Annotated in this window: 16 protein-coding genes; 12 read left to right on the forward strand and 4 right to left on the reverse strand. The window is 38.1% G+C overall.

Annotated features, from left to right (window positions below; genetic code table 11):
• The coding region (locus Q0039_RS06210; protein WP_297510724.1) for a class I tRNA ligase family protein at positions 1–206 on the reverse strand (206 nt) is incomplete at its 3' end.
• Positions 207–377: 171 nt separating this feature from the next.
• On the opposite strand from Q0039_RS06210, the gene Q0039_RS06215 reads away from it, so the two are divergent.
• From Q0039_RS06215 to truB, 4 genes are read left to right on the forward strand one after another with little or no spacing between them, the layout of a single operon-like run.
• Entirely contained in the window at positions 378–1253 is an 876-nt protein-coding gene (locus Q0039_RS06215) for a permease-like cell division protein FtsX (protein ID WP_297510726.1), read from the forward strand.
• Positions 1254–1269: 16 nt separating this feature from the next.
• Positions 1270–1515 (forward strand): DUF3098 domain-containing protein, encoded by a 246-nt coding sequence (locus tag Q0039_RS06220; protein WP_297510728.1) that lies wholly within the window; start codon positions 1270–1272, stop codon positions 1513–1515.
• Between the two features lie 29 nt (positions 1516–1544).
• Positions 1545–2354 (forward strand): undecaprenyl-diphosphate phosphatase, encoded by an 810-nt coding sequence (locus Q0039_RS06225; RefSeq protein ID WP_297510730.1) that lies wholly within the window; start codon positions 1545–1547, stop codon positions 2352–2354.
• Positions 2354–3046 carry a tRNA pseudouridine(55) synthase TruB gene (gene truB / locus Q0039_RS06230; RefSeq protein WP_297510732.1) on the forward strand — a complete coding sequence of 231 codons (693 nt, stop codon included), beginning with the start codon at positions 2354–2356 and terminating at the stop codon, positions 3044–3046. The genes Q0039_RS06225 and truB overlap by 1 nt, the downstream gene beginning before the upstream one ends.
• Before the next feature lie 33 nt (positions 3047–3079).
• Here the strand turns inward: truB and Q0039_RS06235 are convergent, their stop codons facing one another.
• A complete protein-coding gene (locus Q0039_RS06235; protein ID WP_297510734.1) occupies positions 3080–3682 on the reverse strand; it encodes a thioredoxin family protein in 603 nt (200 codons plus the stop codon).
• Positions 3683–3855: 173 nt separating this feature from the next.
• On the opposite strand from Q0039_RS06235, the gene pyrH reads away from it, so the two are divergent.
• The 3 genes from pyrH (at position 3856) to Q0039_RS06250 (ending at position 7725) form a co-directional block, all read left to right on the forward strand.
• Positions 3856–4563, forward strand: a complete 708-nt coding sequence (gene pyrH / locus Q0039_RS06240) for a UMP kinase (RefSeq protein WP_297510736.1) — start codon at positions 3856–3858, stop codon at positions 4561–4563.
• Between the two features lie 23 nt (positions 4564–4586).
• A complete protein-coding gene (frr, locus tag Q0039_RS06245) occupies positions 4587–5147 on the forward strand; it encodes a ribosome recycling factor (protein ID WP_297510738.1) in 561 nt (186 codons plus the stop codon).
• Positions 5148–5244: 97 nt separating this feature from the next.
• Positions 5245–7725, forward strand: coding sequence for a DUF5686 family protein (locus Q0039_RS06250; RefSeq protein WP_297510740.1), 2481 nt, complete (start codon positions 5245–5247; stop codon positions 7723–7725).
• Here the strand turns inward: Q0039_RS06250 and Q0039_RS06255 are convergent.
• Positions 7722–9992, reverse strand: coding sequence for a cation:proton antiporter (locus tag Q0039_RS06255; protein WP_297510742.1), 2271 nt, complete (start codon positions 9990–9992; stop codon positions 7722–7724). The two genes, Q0039_RS06250 and Q0039_RS06255, sit on opposite strands and share 4 nt — an antisense overlap.
• 186 nt (positions 9993–10178) lie before the next feature.
• Between Q0039_RS06255 and Q0039_RS06260 the strand changes: the two genes are divergently transcribed.
• The 5 genes from Q0039_RS06260 to Q0039_RS06280 all read left to right on the forward strand — a co-directional run bounded on the left by Q0039_RS06260 (position 10179) and on the right by Q0039_RS06280 (position 16460).
• Positions 10179–12599 carry an MMPL family transporter gene (locus Q0039_RS06260; RefSeq protein WP_297510746.1) on the forward strand — a complete coding sequence of 807 codons (2421 nt, stop codon included), beginning with the start codon at positions 10179–10181 and terminating at the stop codon, positions 12597–12599.
• A 36-nt stretch (positions 12600–12635) separates the two neighbouring features.
• Positions 12636–14069: an asparagine--tRNA ligase gene (asnS, locus tag Q0039_RS06265; protein WP_297510748.1), complete on the forward strand. Its 1434-nt coding sequence runs from the start codon at positions 12636–12638 to the stop codon at positions 14067–14069.
• Positions 14070–14161: 92 nt separating this feature from the next.
• Positions 14162–14317, forward strand: coding sequence for a GxxExxY protein (locus Q0039_RS06270; RefSeq protein WP_297510750.1), 156 nt, complete (start codon positions 14162–14164; stop codon positions 14315–14317).
• Positions 14318–14361: 44 nt separating this feature from the next.
• Positions 14362–15831, forward strand: coding sequence for an RNA polymerase factor sigma-54 (gene rpoN, locus Q0039_RS06275; RefSeq protein ID WP_297510752.1), 1470 nt, complete (start codon positions 14362–14364; stop codon positions 15829–15831).
• Between the two features lie 23 nt (positions 15832–15854).
• The gene (locus Q0039_RS06280) at positions 15855–16460 is read left to right on the forward strand and encodes a hypothetical protein (protein WP_297510754.1); all 606 of its coding nucleotides are present in this window, start codon (positions 15855–15857) and stop codon (positions 16458–16460) included.
• Here the strand turns inward: Q0039_RS06280 and Q0039_RS06285 are convergent.
• Positions 16455–17177 carry a porin family protein gene (locus Q0039_RS06285; protein ID WP_297510756.1) on the reverse strand — a complete coding sequence of 241 codons (723 nt, stop codon included), beginning with the start codon at positions 17175–17177 and terminating at the stop codon, positions 16455–16457. The genes Q0039_RS06280 and Q0039_RS06285 overlap by 6 nt on opposite strands.
• Between the last annotated feature and the right edge of the window lie 618 nt (positions 17178–17795).

Raw genomic sequence — 17795 nt, forward strand, 5'->3', positions numbered from 1 at the left:
CCTTGGTGGCGTTTGTAACGGGCCACAATATCGGAGGCGATATACCCTAACGGATGTCCAACATGCAATCCGGCACCCGAAGGATACGGAAACATATCCAACACGTAATACTTCGGTTTTTCGGAAGAATTGGAGGCTGCAAACGTGTGGTGTTCGGCCCAATATTTTTGCCACTTGGCTTCAATTTGTTCGTGAAAATATTTCATGATGCGTTGTAAATTAAAACAAGGTTACCTCATTTTTGATAAACCAGAGTTTTACGGACAGTTTTTAAATTAAGCGCAAATTTACACGATAATTGTAAGAAGCGAAAACTTTGTGCGTTATTACAAGTAAAATGAATTTCTTTTTTATTTTTACAACATAAAACAAACCTTATGGCATCTTCTTTCGAAAACTATCAAAAGCGCAGATTGATTTCTTCCTATTTTTCGGTAGTGTTGAGCGTATTTCTCGTGTTGTTCCTTTTGGGGGCGCTTGGGTTATTCATCATCAATTCCAAACGCTTATCCGACAATTTCAAGGAAGATATCGTGATGACTGTTTTCTTTAAAAATGAAGCCAACGACTCGGTTTTCAAGGCATTTGAAGAAACGATGCGCGCGGGAAAGTATGCCAAAGATTTCAAATTTGTTTCGAAAGAAAAAGCTGCAAAAAACCATAAAGAAATTGTTGGAGAAGATTTTATGCAGTTTTTAGGAATGAATCCGTTGCAAAACTCCTACGATATTCACCTTAAGGCCGAATATGTAACCAATCCCGGGTTTACTTCAATGGAACGTACGATTCGCAAAAACACATTTGTAGCCGATGTAGTGTATGACAAACAGTTGATCACCTTAGTAAATGATAATATTAAAAAAATCAGTTTCTGGGTGCTAATCATCACTGGAGTATTTATGGTGATTTCGGTATTGTTGATTAATAGTTCGATGCGCCTTTCCATTTATGCCAACCGGTTTATTATCAAAACTATGCAAATGGTTGGGGCTACAAAATCATTCATTCGTAAACCGTTTATTCGTCGAAGCATGCTTTTGGGGTTAATTGGAGGTGTGCTCGCCGTGGTTGCCCTTTTGGTGGTTTTACTCAACCTCTCAACCGCATATCCCGGATTAGATATTTTCAACCAAATGGAGTTAACCATTATTGTATTGGTTGCAGTGCTAAGCATGGGCATCGTAATCACTTGGATTAGCACTTATTTTGCCACCCAACGCTTTTTAAATTTACGTACAGACGATTTATACTAAAAAAAGGAAAGGAACTATGAGTAATAACGAACAAAAACCGGATTTCCTTTTTGGAAAAGAAAACTACAAATTCTTGATTATTGGATTGGTGGTCATTGCAATTGGATTTATTCTGATGTCGGGAAGCAGCAACAACAATCCGTCGGTTTGGAATGCCGATATCATGAGTTTTCGACGAATTCGCTTGGCGCCAACCGTAGTGTTAATCGGGTTTGCAATTACGATTTATTCGATTTTCAGAAAAGATAAAGACGCGGCTTAAATCTGGCCTTTAATCCCTAACCAACCCCTATGGATGCACTTCAGGCCCTATGGATCGCTATTGTAGAAGGATTGACCGAATATTTACCGGTTTCTTCTACCGCACATATGATTTTTACCAGCTCTTTTTTTGGGATTCAAGAAAATGATTTTGTAAAACTGTTTCAAGTAGCGATTCAATTTGGTGCTATCTTGGCTGTAGTGGCTTTGTATTGGCGTAAATTTTTTGATTTTAAAAGACTTGAATTTTACAGTAAATTGGCAATTGCAGTCGTTCCCGCTTTGGTTTTGGGTAAATTATTTGACGACCCTATCGATGCCGTTTTGGGCAACCCGATACCCATTGCTATCGTTTTAATTGTTGGCGGAATTGTGCTTTTGTTTATCGATTCGCGTTTCCAAAACCCAACGATAACAACCGAAGAAGCTATTACCGTTAAAAAAGGTTTTTACATCGGCCTTTGGCAATGTTTAGCCATGATGCCTGGAACCAGTCGTTCAGCAGCGTCTATTATTGGCGGGATGCAACAGGGCTTAACCCGCGCAGCGGCAGCCGAATTTTCTTTCTTCCTTGCAGTACCAACCATGCTGGCGGTTACAACGTATTCGATTTTTCTTAAAACCTATGCGCAATCAGGTTTAAAAGGTTATGAATTATTGACTCAAAATAGCAATAACCTGAATTTGTTTTTGCTTGGAAACGCCGTCGCCTTTGTTGTTGCCATTTTGGCTATTAAATTTTTTATTGGAATTATTAAAAAATACGGTTTCAAACCTTGGGGCTATTACCGTATAATTGCTGGTTCCCTCTTATTGTTTTACTTTACGCTAGGAAAATAATGCAGTTACCCGCTGAAGCGTATACAGAAGGACAAATCCTCTTGATTGATAAACCCCTAACCTGGAGTTCATTTCAAGCCGTGAACAAAATAAAATATGCCTTAAAACGCAAATACCAGTTCTCAAAAAACTTCAAAATTGGCCATGCCGGCACATTGGATCCACTAGCAACCGGACTTCTAATTATTTGTACGGGGAAGTTCACCAAAAAAATCCCAACAATTCAGGGACAAACCAAAGAATATACCGGAACCATCACCCTGGGCGCAACCACCCCTTCTTATGATTTGGAAACTGCCGTAGATGCCCACTTTCCGACCGAACATATTACCGAAGCTTTACTGCTGCAAACGGCACAAACGTTTGTGGGTGAAATTATGCAAAAACCTCCTGTTTTTTCGGCAATAAAAAAAGATGGCAAACGAATGTATGAACATGCACGGGCCGGCGAAATGGTTGAAATAGCGGCACGACCTACAACAATCTACGAATTTGAAATCACCCGAATTGCGATACCCGAGATCGATTTTCGGGTAAGCTGTAGTAAAGGCACTTACATTCGTTCTTTAGCTTTTGATTTTGGAAACGCGCTTCAATCTGGGGCCTATTTATCGGCATTGCGACGCACAAAGATTGGTGCGTTTAATGTTGCTGATGGCATTACTCCCATTGCTTTTGAAGATCAATTATAAAAAAAAGGGACCTGTTTCCAAATCCCTTACTCTTTAAACTACTGCAACTTTCAGCAGTTCTATTATTTCATGTTGGGTACTCATCCCTTTGTCGTTTAAATACCATTTTTGCAAAGCCGTTTTTGCGGTTTCATCAACAACACCATGGGCTGCTTTATAGTCAATAATCAATTGTTTTGCTCCAATGGGACGAGGTCCGAAATCCTCTAGTACTGCCCCCGAAATTTTATCTACAATAATCAACTTTGGAATGGATCGGGTGCCATTGGTTAAAAATAAATCCATCAATTCAGGATGCTCATCCCGCAAAACGACATGCATTTCAATTTTTGGAGTATGGGCAGCCATTTTATCCAAAATAGGTACCACTTGAGCGGCATCTCCACACCACGTTTCAGCGAGAACGATCCAAATTAAATCCTGCCGCAATTCATCCAATTGCAATGCTACCTCGGGGAACAGTTGCAACGATTTATCTAAACGATGCATTCGCGCTTCATTCAAATGGGTATAATAAACATGAGCTTCGGTGGATTCGCCCGTGGTTTTTCCTTCTGCTGCATAGGCCTGCATCAAGGCGCGGTATTCCTTATAGGAATAACTATTTTTCAAACTATTTTGAATAATCGCATTCATGCTAATCGTTTTTTTTTGCAAAGATAATTCATTTATAACATTTGATTACTATTGCAATCGAATGCTTTTCTGAGATTTAGCGCTTGAAATGGATAATTTTAGAGCACTACTTTCTCATCGCAAGAATATCTTTATATTTGCAGCGTATTAAGTAAAACAACACCAACTATCCTATGAAATACAATCGAATTCTTCTGAAATTAAGCGGCGAAGCGTTGATGGGTGAACGACAATATGGAATTGACCCCAAACGATTGGCCGAATATGCTGCCGAAATCAAACAAATCCATGACCACGGTGTAGAAATTGCTGTCGTTATAGGAGGTGGTAATATTTTCAGAGGCGTTGCTGGGGCTAGTAATGGAATGGACCGCGTTCAAGGCGATTATATGGGTATGTTGGCTACTGTAATTAATGCAATGGCATTGCAGGGCGCCTTAGAAGATAAAGGCATGCAAACCCGTTTACAAACGGCGCTAAAAATTGAGGCAATTGCAGAACCCTATATTAAACGTAGAGCGGTACGCCATCTTGAAAAGGGACGAATTGTTATTTTTGGTGCGGGAACTGGTAATCCTTATTTTACAACCGATACAGCTGCCGTTTTACGCGGTATTGAAGTACATGCCGACGTTATTTTAAAAGGAACTCGGGTAGACGGAGTCTATACTGCTGACCCAGAGAAAGATAAAAACGCCGTAAAATTTGATTCGATTTCATTTGAAGACGTATTGAAAAAAGGATTGAATGTAATGGATACCACTGCATTTACCTTAAGTCAAGAAAATAAATTACCTATTGTGGTTTTTGACATGAATAAAGAAGGAAATCTTTTGAAAATCTGTCAAGGTGAAAATGTAGGTACTGTTGTAAGTATATAACCGATTGAAAATAAATTAAACTCATGGAAGATATTGAATTGATTCTAGAAGAAACAAAAGATGCAATGAACGCATCGGTTGCACACCTTGAAAAATCGTTTTTAAACATTCGCGCTGGAAAAGCTTCTCCGCAAATGTTAGGTAGTGTGTTTGTGGATTACTACGGTTCGATGACCCCACTTTCTCAAGTGGCCAACATTAGTGTTCCCGATGCGCGCACATTGACCATTCAACCGTATGAGAAAAGTATGTTGACCCCAATTGAAAAAGCGATTATGATGGCCAACATTGGTTTCAACCCAATGAACAATGGCGATGTAGTGATCATAAGTGTACCTCCGCTTACTGAAGAGCGCCGTCGCGATTTAGTAAAACAAGCCAAAAACGAAGCCGAAGATGCGAAAATTGGGATTCGTAACCACCGTAAGGATGCCAATACAGAAATTAAAAAATTAGAAAAAGACGGGGTTTCAGAAGATCTTTGTAAAAAAGCAGAAGACGATGTTCAAAAATTAACCGATACTTTTATCAAAAAAATAGAAGAACACTTGGCAATTAAAGAAGCCGAAATAATGAAAGTATAAGTATTCGTTAAAAAATTATAAAAATCCGCCCCGTAAAAACCATAGGCGGATTTTTTTATTTCTACATTTGTAATTGTTACCATCCGATTTGAAAACCATGAAAGTATTTTGGATATTGGGATTGTTTTGTTGGACCCAATTCCTTTGGGCACAAAAAACAATGCAGGGTCAGGTGATCGATTATGACACCACGATTCCGATAGCTTTTGCCAAAATCACGTACCAAAACAAAATAAATTACTCCAATTGGGAAGGGAAATTCACATTGGAAGTTAGCGATGAAGGGAAGCCCATTTTTGTCTCCTACAAAGGCTATCACGACAAAAGCCATTACCTTAATGTGGGAGCTAAAACGATTTTGATTAAAATGGTGTCCAACAACACCCAACAAAATGCAGAAATTTATTCCGACAATCAAACCAATCTAATCGTAAAAAAAGTAGTAGAAAACCGCTCGAAAAATCAGCCCGAAAAAGTTCTAACTACCTACGAATATAAAAACTACGAACACCTTTTAGTTACAGCTGATCCCGATTCGATTTCCTCAAAAATCGATACCGTAATTAAAAAGCGTTGGTTTCGCCGGCGCAAAGTTGAGATGGACTCATCCAATTATAAGTTTAAAAAAATGGTAGAAAAACAGCACATCTACCAAACAGAGAAAGTCAACCTCATCCAATACAATAAATATGGCACAAAAGAAACCGTTTTAGCCTCGCGGATGGCCGGTTTCAAAAAACCATTATTTGAATATTTAGGATTAAATCTGGTTTCATATTCGTTGTATGAAAACCATTTGGATATTTTGGAAGTTTCGGTTCAAAACCCAATTTCACCCATGGGAAGAAAATTGTATGCTTTTAAAATGATTGACACCATTAAAATCCAAGACCGTACGGTTTATTGTGTGTATTTTCAGCCGAAGAAATTGAATTCTAACAAACTGCGCGGACTGTTGTATATCGATGCTGAAAATTATTCTATTGCCAAAGCGTTTTTTCGAGTGTATGGAGTCGTAAACATTAATGCGACCTTTACCTTTAATTATTTGAGTAAATACCGTATTTGGTTTCCCGAAAAACGAACATTTACGGTGGTAAAAGGAAATAATTCGGAAGATTTAAAAATCTTAGGTGGAACCATTAAATTCAATTCTAGCATTGAAGGTATTGGTCAAAACGCTTCCGATCGAATGTATTTGAAGCTAGAATCCAAACCGTATGATGTCAAGATAAATGAAAATGTAATCATCAAACAACCGGCCATACGGATTGAAATTCCCGAATCGAGTATGAGTAAACCCGAAAAATATTGGCGGCCTTTTCAGCGGGATTCGATCGACCCCAGAAAACTGCCTACTTATACGAATATTGATAGTCTTTCAGCGGCAGAGAATATCGAACATAAAATTTTCTTGGGTAGAAAAATTTTTAATGGCTATTTACCCATTGGCCCGTTTGATATCGATTTACGAACTTTGATTAAATACAACAATTATGAAGGGTTTCGTTTTGGAGTTGGCGGGATTACAAATAATCGATTTTCTGAAAAATACCGATTGGGTGCTTATGCAGCATACGGGCTTAAAGACGAAGGATTTAAATTCCAAATCGCGCCTTCTGTTCAATTGGACAAAGAAACCACCACATGGATTTCCGCATCCTATACCGATGATGTTGCTGAAATTGGTCAAATTCAATTTGCTACACAAGCCAGAAGGTTTAAAATATATGATCCGCGACCGATAAATATTTCTACGTTTTACAGTCATCAAACTGGTGCCGCCTTCATAGAAAGTAAGTTTTTCCCAAAAACCGAAATGTTTGTTGGGGTGGCGCGAAGTGAAGTGCAACCTTTGTTTGACTATAGTTATTCAAGCAACAATACCCTTCTAACACAATACCAAATGACCACGGCACAATTTTCTGTGCAATGGAATCCTTTCAGCTCCTACATGCAAACAGCCACGGGTCGTATCGAAATTGACAAACGTTACCCCAAATTTGCTTTTCAATTTACCCAATCGTTTGATCAATTATTGGGTTCTGATTTTGAGTTTTCAAAAATTGACTTTAGAATCAATCACGAAATCAAATACCTATCCGGTCAGGAAACCTCGTTTATTCTCCAAAGTGGACTTGTTTTTGGCGAAGCGCCACTTACCCATCTTTATAGTATTGCACCCAATAATTTAAATAAAGATGCATTGCTAAAACGAATAACAATTGCGGGTAAAAATAGTTTTGAAACGATGTTTTTCAACGAATTTTTCTCCAGTCGCTATGTGAGCTTACAAGCAAGACACACGTTTAACAAAGTAAAAATTGCTTATAAAATCAAACCGCAAATTTCGGTGGTTACACGAATGGCTTTTGGCACCATGGAAAACCAAGAAAAACATGTAGGATTTGCCTACAAGACCCTGGAAGATGGTTATTTTGAAAGTGGTGTTGAATTCAATCAAATATACAAAGGACTCGGCTTTACCTTTTTTACACGCTATGGCGCCTATGGTTTACCCAAATTTGAAGATAATCTTTCTTTAAAAGTAAGTTATATTCTTGACTTAGGATTTTAAGGTTTAATAATTAGCGTAGAGGGAACCGTACTTAACCATAACGTTTGCGCATCTACCACTTGTTTCCAACTTTCTAATGAAATAATCATTAAATCTTGTTGCGCCATAAACCCGGCCTTCATATCTGATTCAGTGATAACTGAAACCTTATCCGGATAGGCTTGTTGCAATCCAAGAACCGCTTTTTCTACTACAAAATTGGAGTTTATATGATTATTTGTATCCAATATCGTGATTTTAGATTGGCTGTTAAAAATTAATTTCTGGGCATACTCCAACAAAAAAACGTCTTCTGCGGCTACCAAAGGCAAGAAAACTTGACTAACTTGATTGAGTTCTTTATCCACTAAAATCCCGAGCGGTTTTTTACTTTTGGAAATAATTAATCGGGTTCGATCATCAAACGGAGAATTATCAAACAAACCTTCTTTTCCCGTGAATTTATCCAACAAGCGATCTGGATTGATAATACGTGTAGTAAAACCGAGCACTTTCCCTAGTAAAGACCCTTCAAAAATGGATTTCCCTAAACCGACCAAAACCAAATCAAAATTTCCTTCGGAGGCAATTTCAGCGATATCATTTTCAATATCTACCGTCGATTTTAATAGGGGTGTAATTTCTTGATTAAGTTCTTTTGATTCAGCAATAATCGGTGCAAACGTTTCTTGCTCATATTCTTCCAAATTATAGGAATGAATTTCATCGCTCAACGACAAATGCATCGCTGTTATATTGGTATTTTCTTTTTGTTTTTTAACCAAACTATTTGCTAAGCGCAGCAACGATTTACCTTTTTCGTTATTTCCAAAAGAAATCAAAATTTTAAATTTTCCTTCACCTATACTGTCTTTGGGTAGAAAAACTTCTTTACGTTTAAAAATAAAATTAATAAGATCAATAGCAGGCCCAGTCATAAAGGTTGTCACCAAAGCCATAATCACCATCATCGTAAAAACTTCGGGAGATAATACTCCCAAATCAAAACCGATATTTAACACCACCAGTTCCATCAATCCGCGCGTATTCATTAAGGCACCAATGGTTAAACTATCGCGCCAATTCTGACCAACAAACTTTGCCGCTAAAGCCGAACCCACAAATTTCCCCGCTACAGCAACTAAAATAATATAGCCCGTAATTCGCAATAGTTCGGGGTCGCCAATCAATCCAATTTGGGTTCGCAAACCCGTGAATACAAAAAACAAAGGCAATAATAAAATCAAGGCAACATCTTCTACCTTTTCAATGAAAATTGTACGGAATTTAGTATTGTCAGGCATAATCGCACCCGTCATAAAGGCTCCAAAAAGTGCATGAATTCCGATAATTTCAGTCATATATGCCGAAACAATTAACGTCAATAAGAAAATCGCTACAACTGGTTTACTTAAATTACTGCGGTTGGCATAGAGATCGCCCACTTTTTTCAAAAACGGCTTAACGATAAACAACATCATCAATACATACAGTGTTGCTCCACCAATTACGTAGAGCGAACTCATAAACGTACCTGCCTTTACAATCGCGATTACTGCCGCCAAGAGACACCATGCCGTTATATCATCGGCTGCGGCACAAGTAATTACAATTGTTCCTAAGCGGGTTTTATGGATCCCGCGTTCCTGTACAATGCGCGCTAACACCGGAAAAGCTGTGATACTCATTGCAATTCCCATAAACAAGCTAAACGATAAAAACTCAACTCCAGCAGGAGCAAATTTATGATAGATATAATAGGAGAGTCCGATCCCCAAAGCGAATGGAAAAACGATACTCGCATGACTTATGACAACAGCATCATTAGCTTTGTTTTTTAACACTTTTAAATCGAGTTCCATCCCAACAACAAACATGAAAAGAATCAAACCAATCTGACTCAAAAACTGTAAATTTCCTAACGATTCGGCAGGAAAAAGCAGGGCAGAATATTCGGGCAAATAGTACCCTACTACGGAAGGCCCTAAGAAAATACCGGCAATAATTTCACCAATGACCGTGGGCTGCCCAATTTTTCGAAAAATCCAACCAAAAAAACGGGCGACGATAATGATCGTAATAATTTGAAGCAATAAAATCGCTAACGGATGCTTTAAATTATGAATCATCGAATCTAGAAACTGATTGAAAAGAGTGTCTTTTGAAGAATTGGACACGATTCGACGACCAATTTCCAAATCTTTTCCTTTCATTACAATCCAAAACATCAAAGCGGTAAAGCCACCAGTTACACCTAAGTAAAAAAACGCATTTTTAAGATTTTTCATGCTGTTGAATGGATAGGGATTTGTTCTACAAATATGGGAAATTCTACTACAAAAGTACTATGCAATTTGTAAAAAATAGAAGAATTTATTCGGTTGGTTTTTCAATTCGCTTTACAAAGAAAAGATTCCCATAGTTCCCTTTTGATTTCGGTGGTTTTCATTACCTTTGCGCACCTTATAAAACCTATGAAAAAATTACTCGGAATAGGATTTTGGGAATTGATTGCCCGTATTATCCTTCGAAACCGCTTAGCGTTTATTGTTGCTATCGTCGCGATTACAACACTTTTAGCTATGCAGTGGAAAAACATCCGATTTTCCAATACAGAAGCCAACCTAATTCCGGCCGATGATCAAGTTAATGTCGACTACAACAAATTTCTGAAGGTATTTGGTGAAGAAGGCAACTTAGTGGTTGTTGGCACAAAAGACCCTAAACTTTTTACCCCAAAAATTTTTAAGGCCTATGTAGAATTAATGCGAAAAATCGCCAAAGACCCCGAAGTAGGTTTGGTTTTATCGGTAGACAATCTAAAAGTGCTCCAAAAAAACGAAGCGAAGGAAACGTTTGAAATGGTCCCTTTTGTAGATCAAACCAAATTAGGTGATGCGCTTTATTTACAATCCGTTCGGCAAAATTTACTTCAAAAACTGCCTTTTTACAGTGGTTTACTTTACAACAAACACAAAAATGCAGTTCGTTCAGCTATTTATTTGAAAAAAAATATTGTCAATACAAAAGCGCGTAAAGAATATATTTTAGGGCGATTTACGGACCATATCAAAACATTTGAAAACACGTATCATATTGACCTTCGGGTTTCTGGAATGCCCTACATTCGTTCGTATAATTCTAAAACAATTACCGACGAAATTGGCCTTTTTATTGGGGCTGCTTTATTGATTACTTCGCTCCTTTTCTTTTTCTTTTTCCGATCCTTTCGAGCCACATTAATTGCATTGGTTATTGTAGTCGTTGGGGTAATGTGGTCGTTTGGAATTATGGGGGCAATTGGTTATGAAATCACGGTGTTAACGGCTTTAGTACCTACGTTGATGATTGTCATCGGAATACCAAACTGTATTTTCTTTATCAACAAATACCATCAGGAATATTACAAACACGCCAATAAAGCCAAAGCCTTACAGCGCGTTATTACAAAAACGGGTACTGCTACGTTAATGACCAACATTACAACAGCTGTTGGATTTGCCACTTTTATTGCAACCAATAATGTGTTGCTGCAAGAATTTGGGGTGTTAACTACTATAAATATTATTGCGGTATATGTGCTGAGTTTGCTATTGATTCCCATATTCTTTAGTTACATTCCTGCACCCATCCCGCGTCACTTGGGGCATTTGGAACGAAAGTATTTGACCGGATTTTTCGTTTGGATTGTCAATACTGTTAAGTACAACCGCTTAAGTGTTTATGGTATTGCCTTGATTTTACTCATTTTTGGAATTATTGGGATTTATAAAATCAAAATTTCAGGGAGTATCATCGAAGATATGCCGAAAAAAACCGATTTCTTTACCGACATCCGTTTTTTTGAAAATGAGTTTGATGGGGTGATGCCCCTAGAAATCATGATTGATACGAAGAAGAAAAATGGTGCGCTCAAAATGAGCAACCTTCGACGCATGGAAGAGCTGGAAGAGACGATTACTGATATTCCCGAACTTTCACAACCCTTATCGATCGTTAGCGTAGCCAAATATGCCAAACAAACGTATTATAATGGCAATCCGGAATACTATCAACTCCCTACTGCTCAAGAAGAATTGTTTATTGCTAAATACATTAAAAATACAATTAAAGGGAAAAACGAAAATAGCTTCAAGAGTTATTTAAGCGATGACCAATCGGTTGCTAGGATTACTACATTTATCAAGGATGAAAATGGAGAAAAAATGCCTTGGATCGAAAAACAAATCCGCCAAAAAGCTGATAAACTTTTCCCAAATGAACGGTATAACGTAATCATTACCGGGCGATCATCTGTTTTTCAAAAAGGAACCAATTATTTGCTAGACAACCTTTTGTCGTCCCTCTTGTTTGCCTTTTTCGTTACCGGTGGATTAGTTGCATTAATGTTTCGTTCGTTCAAAATGGTATTGGTTTCAATTATCCCCAACTTACTACCCCTACTCATGACGGCCGGATTAATGGGCTTCTTGGGCATTCCTTTAAAGCCTTCGACGCTATTGGTGTTTGGGATTGCTTTTGGAATGTCGGTAGATGACACTTTGCGCTTTTTGGCTCAATACCGTTTAGAACTCTCGCGCAACGATTGGAAAATCAAAAAAGCGGTTTTTGCCACATTTGATGACGCCGGAATTAGTATGTTTTACACCTCTATTGTGTTATTTTTTGGCTTCTCCGTATTCATGCTTTCTAGTTTTGGGGGAACGATTGCCTTGGGAGGTTTAGTGGCCATCACCCTATGTTTCGGAATGTTATCCAATTTGGTTTTATTACCATCCTTAGTGCTTTCATTAAACAAATCGCTTGCCAATAAACAAGAGTTTTTAGAGCCGACTATCGCTATTTTAGAGCACACCGATGAGGAATTGGATGCCCTCGAAGAAACCAAGAATTAAATTATATTTGTATTCGTAGAAAATCAAGATAAAATCATGAAGTATTCTAAGATAAAAGCCTTACTTGAAAGTGAAAAAGGCGGTGTAGAAGTTGCAACCCGCGGCTGGGTAAGAACATTTCGAAACAAACAGTTTATCGCATTAAACGACGGTTCGACCCTACACAATATCCAATGTGTAGTTGATTTTGAAAATACCCCCGAAGCAACATTAAAACGCATTACCACTTCGGCAGCGTTAGACATTCGAGGTACCTTGGTAGAAAGCCAAGGATCGGGACAAAAATTTGAAATTCAAGTGACCCATTTGGAAATATTGGGTGACTCAGATGCCGAAAAATATCCGATTCAGCCCAAAAAACACTCGTTGGAGTTCCTTCGCGAAAATGCACATTTACGGGTGCGCACCAATGTTTTTGGTGCAATTATGCGGGTACGTGCAGTTTTGGCCTATGCGGTTCATCACTATTTTAATGAAAAAGGATTTTTCTATTTCAATGCTCCAATCATTACCGGTAGTGATGCCGAAGGAGCTGGGGAAATGTTTCGCGTATCGGCCTTACCATTTGATGGAACGCCCCGAACTGAAGAGGGAAAAGTTAATTTTAAAGAAGATTTTTTTGGTAAAGAAACCAACTTGACCGTTTCGGGGCAATTAGAAGCCGAAACCTATGCCATGGCATTGGGACAAGTATATACATTTGGGCCTACATTTCGTGCAGAAAATTCAAATACATCGCGCCACTTGGCAGAATTTTGGATGATCGAACCCGAAGTAGCGTTTAACGATTTAAACGATAATATGGATTTGGCCGAAGATTTTATCCGTTATGTGATTCAATACACTATGGATAAATGTGCTGATGACTTAAATTTCTTGGAGCAACGATTGATTGACGAAGAAAAAAACAAGCCTCAAGCAGAACGAAGCGAAATGCGATTATTAGAGAAGTTGAATTTTGTAATAGAAAATAACTTCAAACGGGTTTCCTATACCGAAGCGATTGAAATATTGAAAAATTCGAAACCGAATAAAAACAAGAAATTTCAATATCCCATTGAAGAGTGGGGCGCCGATTTACAAAGTGAACATGAACGTTATTTAGTAGAAAAACACTTTAAATCACCAGTTATTCTATTTGATTATCCAACCAAAATAAAAGCATTTTACATGCGTTTAAATGAAGACGGTCAAACCGTGCGCGCTATGGACATTTTATTCCCCGGTATTGGTGAAATCGTTGGAGGCTCACAACGGGAAGAACGATTGGATGTGCTTATTGAAAAAATGAATGCATTGGGAATACCCGAAGAAGAATTATGGTGGTATCTTGACACGCGTCGATTTGGAACAGCAATACATTCTGGATTCGGATTAGGGTTTGAACGTTTGGTGCTATTTGTTACGGGGATGACCAATATTCGCGACGTAATTCCTTATCCAAGAACACCTCAAAACGCAGAGTTCTAAGTCGTAATCCAGAAATTTATTGGCCACCAAGACATTTAGAAACCAATAAAAATTCAGAAAAATGTATAACGCCTTAAAATTGAATATTAGCCATGGAAGAATTGGATAAAATCGCAAAAGATATAGTTCACTGCGCCTATCTAATCCACAAACAATTAGGCCCAGGATTATTGGAAAAAGTATATGAAGTATGTCTTCAATTTGAGTTGAAAAACTGTGGTCAAGGAATTAAGCGATTTGTTAATTAAAATACCTTATGGTCTTCGTGACTTTGTGGCAAAAATAAAATTAGATGTTAAAACAAAACCTACAATTCAAAATTTCTCAAAAACTGTCCCCGCAGCAGATTCAGTTGATGAAACTGATTCAGTTGCCTACACAAGCGTTTGAACAGCGTTTGAAGGAAGAATTGGTAGAAAATCCTGCTTTAGAAGGAAACATTGAGCAGGAAGAATTGTTTGACAACGATGACTTTAACAACGGTGACGAATATGATGATTACGATGGAAATGAATCTATAGAGGCCGAAGATATTAATATCGATGAATATTTGAGCGACGATGAAATTCCCGATTATAAATTAGCTGCCAACAATTATAGCGACGATGATGAGGATCGCGAATCACCCCTTGCCGCTGCTGTAAGTTTTCATCAAGACCTCCTAAACCAATTGCAAACGTTTATCATCAACGACGACGAACGGGAAATTGCCGAATTTCTGGTTGGAAGCATTGACGATGATGGCTATTTACGTCGAAGTATTCAAGATATGGTTGATGATATGGCCTTTACTCAAGGAATCTATACCGACGAAAAAACCGTTGAACGCATAGTTAAAACGATCATCCACGAACTAGAACCCTCGGGTGTAGGAGCACGTGATTTACAAGAATGCTTATTTCTGCAGTTGAAACACAAAACGCCTACCGAATCGGTAGAATTAGCTTCCCGAATAATTGACGAGCAATTTGAAAGTTTTACCCGTAAACATTACGAAAAATTATTAGCCAAATATACCATTCGGCAAGACCAACTTAAAAAAGCGATTTCAGAAATTGAAAAATTAAATCCAAAACCTGGGGGTAGTTTTTCTGGAAATACGCGGGTCACCGATGCAATTGTACCCGATTTTGCTATCCGAGTGGTAGACGGAGAACTAGAACTTACATTAAACGGTAGAAATGCCCCTACCTTACACGTTTCTCGCGATTATCAAGATATGTTGCGTACCTATAAAGATGCCAAGGACAGATCGAATGCACAAAAAGATGCGATTCAATTTATCAAACAAAAATTGGATTCTGCAAAATGGTTTATTGATGCGATTAAACAACGGCAAGAGACACTTTATGTAACCATGAATGCCATCATGCATTTTCAATACGACTATTTTTTAGAAGGAGACGAATTGAAGATAAAGCCGATGATTTTAAAAGACATTGCCGATATGGTTGGTCTCGATATTTCAACGATTTCTAGGGTTGCAAATAGCAAATATGTTGAAACTCCTTATGGCACAAAATTAATTAAGGAATTCTTTTCAGAAGCCATGAAAAATGACCAAGGAGAGGATGTTTCTACCTTGGAAATTAAAAAAATATTAAAGACTGTTATCGAAGAGGAAGATAAAACCAAGCCCCTTCCAGACGACCAATTGGCTGAAATTCTGAAAGAAAAAGGGTATCCAATTGCCCGTCGAACAATTGCTAAATACCGTGAACAATTGGATATTCCTGTAGCTCGTTTGCGAAAAAAAATATAAACCACCGCTCATTTTTTGGCACCGTGAAAAAAATACTTCCTTTTTTTTCGTACCTCTTTCACCCCATTTTTATTCCGATTTTGGGCACACTGATTTATAGTTATTATGGGGATCGCCTTTATACACAAGAGCAGTATTATTTACTCTTATTTCAAGTTGTAATCATTACATTTTTCCTGCCTTTATCTTTTTTTTACTTGTTGCGGACCTTTGGTAAAGTAGATACAATAATGATGGCAAATGTTAAAGAGCGTAAAATACCATTACTCATGCAAATGGTCCTCACCTATATACTACTTCAAAAAAGCATAACGGTAGAACGATTCCCTGAACTATTTTTCTTCTTTTTAGGAGGATTTGCAAGTACCTTTATTGTCTTTCTCCTGATCTATATTCGGTTTAAGGCAAGTGTCCATATGGTTGCCATAAGTGCGTTGAATTGCTTTGTTTTGGGTTTGAGTATTCATTACCAAATCAATTGTAGTTATATGATTGCTGCACTTGTTGTATTGAGTGGTGTTATTGCTACATCACGCCTATACATGCACGCACATACACTTAAAGAACTGGCGGTAGGATACTTATGCGGCAGCATACCGCAACTAATGTTTTGGTATTATTGGCTATAATATATAAAATTGCAACCCTAAATTAAAGGTTTGAGGGGTCAAGGGCCGACCTTCAATTGTTGCCTGCTTAAACATTGAGTTTAAGCCATAATACACATAAAAATTCCACGTATTCCACCCCGCAGTTAAATAACACCCATAATTCAGTTTTTCCAAATCACGATTATTACGGTATCGAATATTTTGTACATCATTTTGGAAATGATACCGATCGGCTACTAAATAGCTGCACTTGAATCCGGTATAAATACGCCAGAATTTATGACTATCTAAAGTAGAGGCGCGCCAACGAAATTCAAGCGGCATTTCAATAAAATGCTGCGTCCATTTGTTTTTTTGATAATAGGTATCCGATGATATAAACTCATAAGTGTAGGCAGTTGCAGTGCCAGGTGCACTAGGATACTGGTAAATATTGTGATTGTATACCGCTAAACTATACCCCAATCCAACAGCAATAGCATAGGTACGTGCTTTATTGATAGGCATATCACGTAAAAAACCAACCGATATCCCAGGAGAGAATTTTTTTTGTGAAATACCCTTTAATCGATTCGCAGAATTATAGGTAAACGTAAAATAGAATTGATCTTCCCGGTATAACGAGTCAACAACCTTAATCTCAGGTTCGGGTTTTTGCTCTTCTTGCGCCCATAGTAATGAAGTGATTCCGAAGAAAAACATTCCTAAACTATAAAACAACCTTTCTAATTTCAAGTTTTTCGATTTTTATACCACAAAACTAACGAATAATTCGGATTGTAGCTTTGATTTCAGTTCTAAAAAAACATCGAATAACAAACGTGAAGAGTGATTGTAGAAATCAAAAAAAAGACATTTTTTAACTTAACTTCTCATAACTCTAGTAATCCAAAATGGGATTCCGGTACAAGCCAAGGGCAGCGCTACGCGCTTAACCCTTTTTGCATCCTTTTAACCTAACTAACGTCTAAAGTCTAAGATCACGAAGGGATTACTGCCGTGATCCCCGAATGAGATTCCGGCACAAGCCAATGGCAGCGCTACGCGCTTAACCCTTTTTGCATCCTTTTAGCCCGGCTAACGTCTAAAGTCCAACGTCTAAGGTCTAATATCATAAAGGGATTACTGCCGTGATCCCCGAATGGGAGTCCGGTACAAGCCAAGGGCAGCGCTACGCGTTTAACCCTTTTTGCATCCCGACTACCCTTCAAAAGCAAAGCTTTTGGGGTTATCGGGATGCAAAAAGGGCAGGCCACCGGCCTGCCCTTGTCTTGCAGAGAGGAAGGGATTCGAACCCTCGATGCAGTTACCCACATACAAACTTTCCAGGCTTGCTCCTTCAACCACTCGGAC

Origin of the sequence: Flavobacterium sp., from assembly GCF_027484945.1 — a bacterium.
Lineage (GTDB): Bacteria > Bacteroidota > Bacteroidia > Flavobacteriales > Flavobacteriaceae > Flavobacterium.

Excerpts from the sequence above, each read along its gene's own strand:
- Q0039_RS06215 (WP_297510726.1), top strand. The coding sequence starts at position 378 with ATGGCATCTTCTTTCGAAAACTATCAAAAGCGCAGATTGATTTCTTCC.
- Q0039_RS06220 (WP_297510728.1), top strand. The coding sequence starts at position 1,270 with ATGAGTAATAACGAACAAAAACCGGATTTCCTTTTTGGAAAAGAAAAC.
- Q0039_RS06225 (WP_297510730.1), top strand. The coding sequence starts at position 1,545 with ATGGATGCACTTCAGGCCCTATGGATCGCTATTGTAGAAGGATTGACC.
- truB (WP_297510732.1), top strand. The coding sequence starts at position 2,354 with ATGCAGTTACCCGCTGAAGCGTATACAGAAGGACAAATCCTCTTGATT.
- Q0039_RS06235 (WP_297510734.1), bottom strand. The coding sequence starts at position 3,682 with ATGAATGCGATTATTCAAAATAGTTTGAAAAATAGTTATTCCTATAAG.
- pyrH (WP_297510736.1), top strand. The coding sequence starts at position 3,856 with ATGAAATACAATCGAATTCTTCTGAAATTAAGCGGCGAAGCGTTGATG.
- frr (WP_297510738.1), top strand. The coding sequence starts at position 4,587 with ATGGAAGATATTGAATTGATTCTAGAAGAAACAAAAGATGCAATGAAC.
- Q0039_RS06250 (WP_297510740.1), top strand. The coding sequence starts at position 5,245 with ATGAAAGTATTTTGGATATTGGGATTGTTTTGTTGGACCCAATTCCTT.
- Q0039_RS06255 (WP_297510742.1), bottom strand. The coding sequence starts at position 9,992 with ATGAAAAATCTTAAAAATGCGTTTTTTTACTTAGGTGTAACTGGTGGC.
- Q0039_RS06260 (WP_297510746.1), top strand. The coding sequence starts at position 10,179 with ATGAAAAAATTACTCGGAATAGGATTTTGGGAATTGATTGCCCGTATT.
- asnS (WP_297510748.1), top strand. The coding sequence starts at position 12,636 with ATGAAGTATTCTAAGATAAAAGCCTTACTTGAAAGTGAAAAAGGCGGT.
- Q0039_RS06270 (WP_297510750.1), top strand. The coding sequence starts at position 14,162 with ATGGAAGAATTGGATAAAATCGCAAAAGATATAGTTCACTGCGCCTAT.
- rpoN (WP_297510752.1), top strand. The coding sequence starts at position 14,362 with ATGTTAAAACAAAACCTACAATTCAAAATTTCTCAAAAACTGTCCCCG.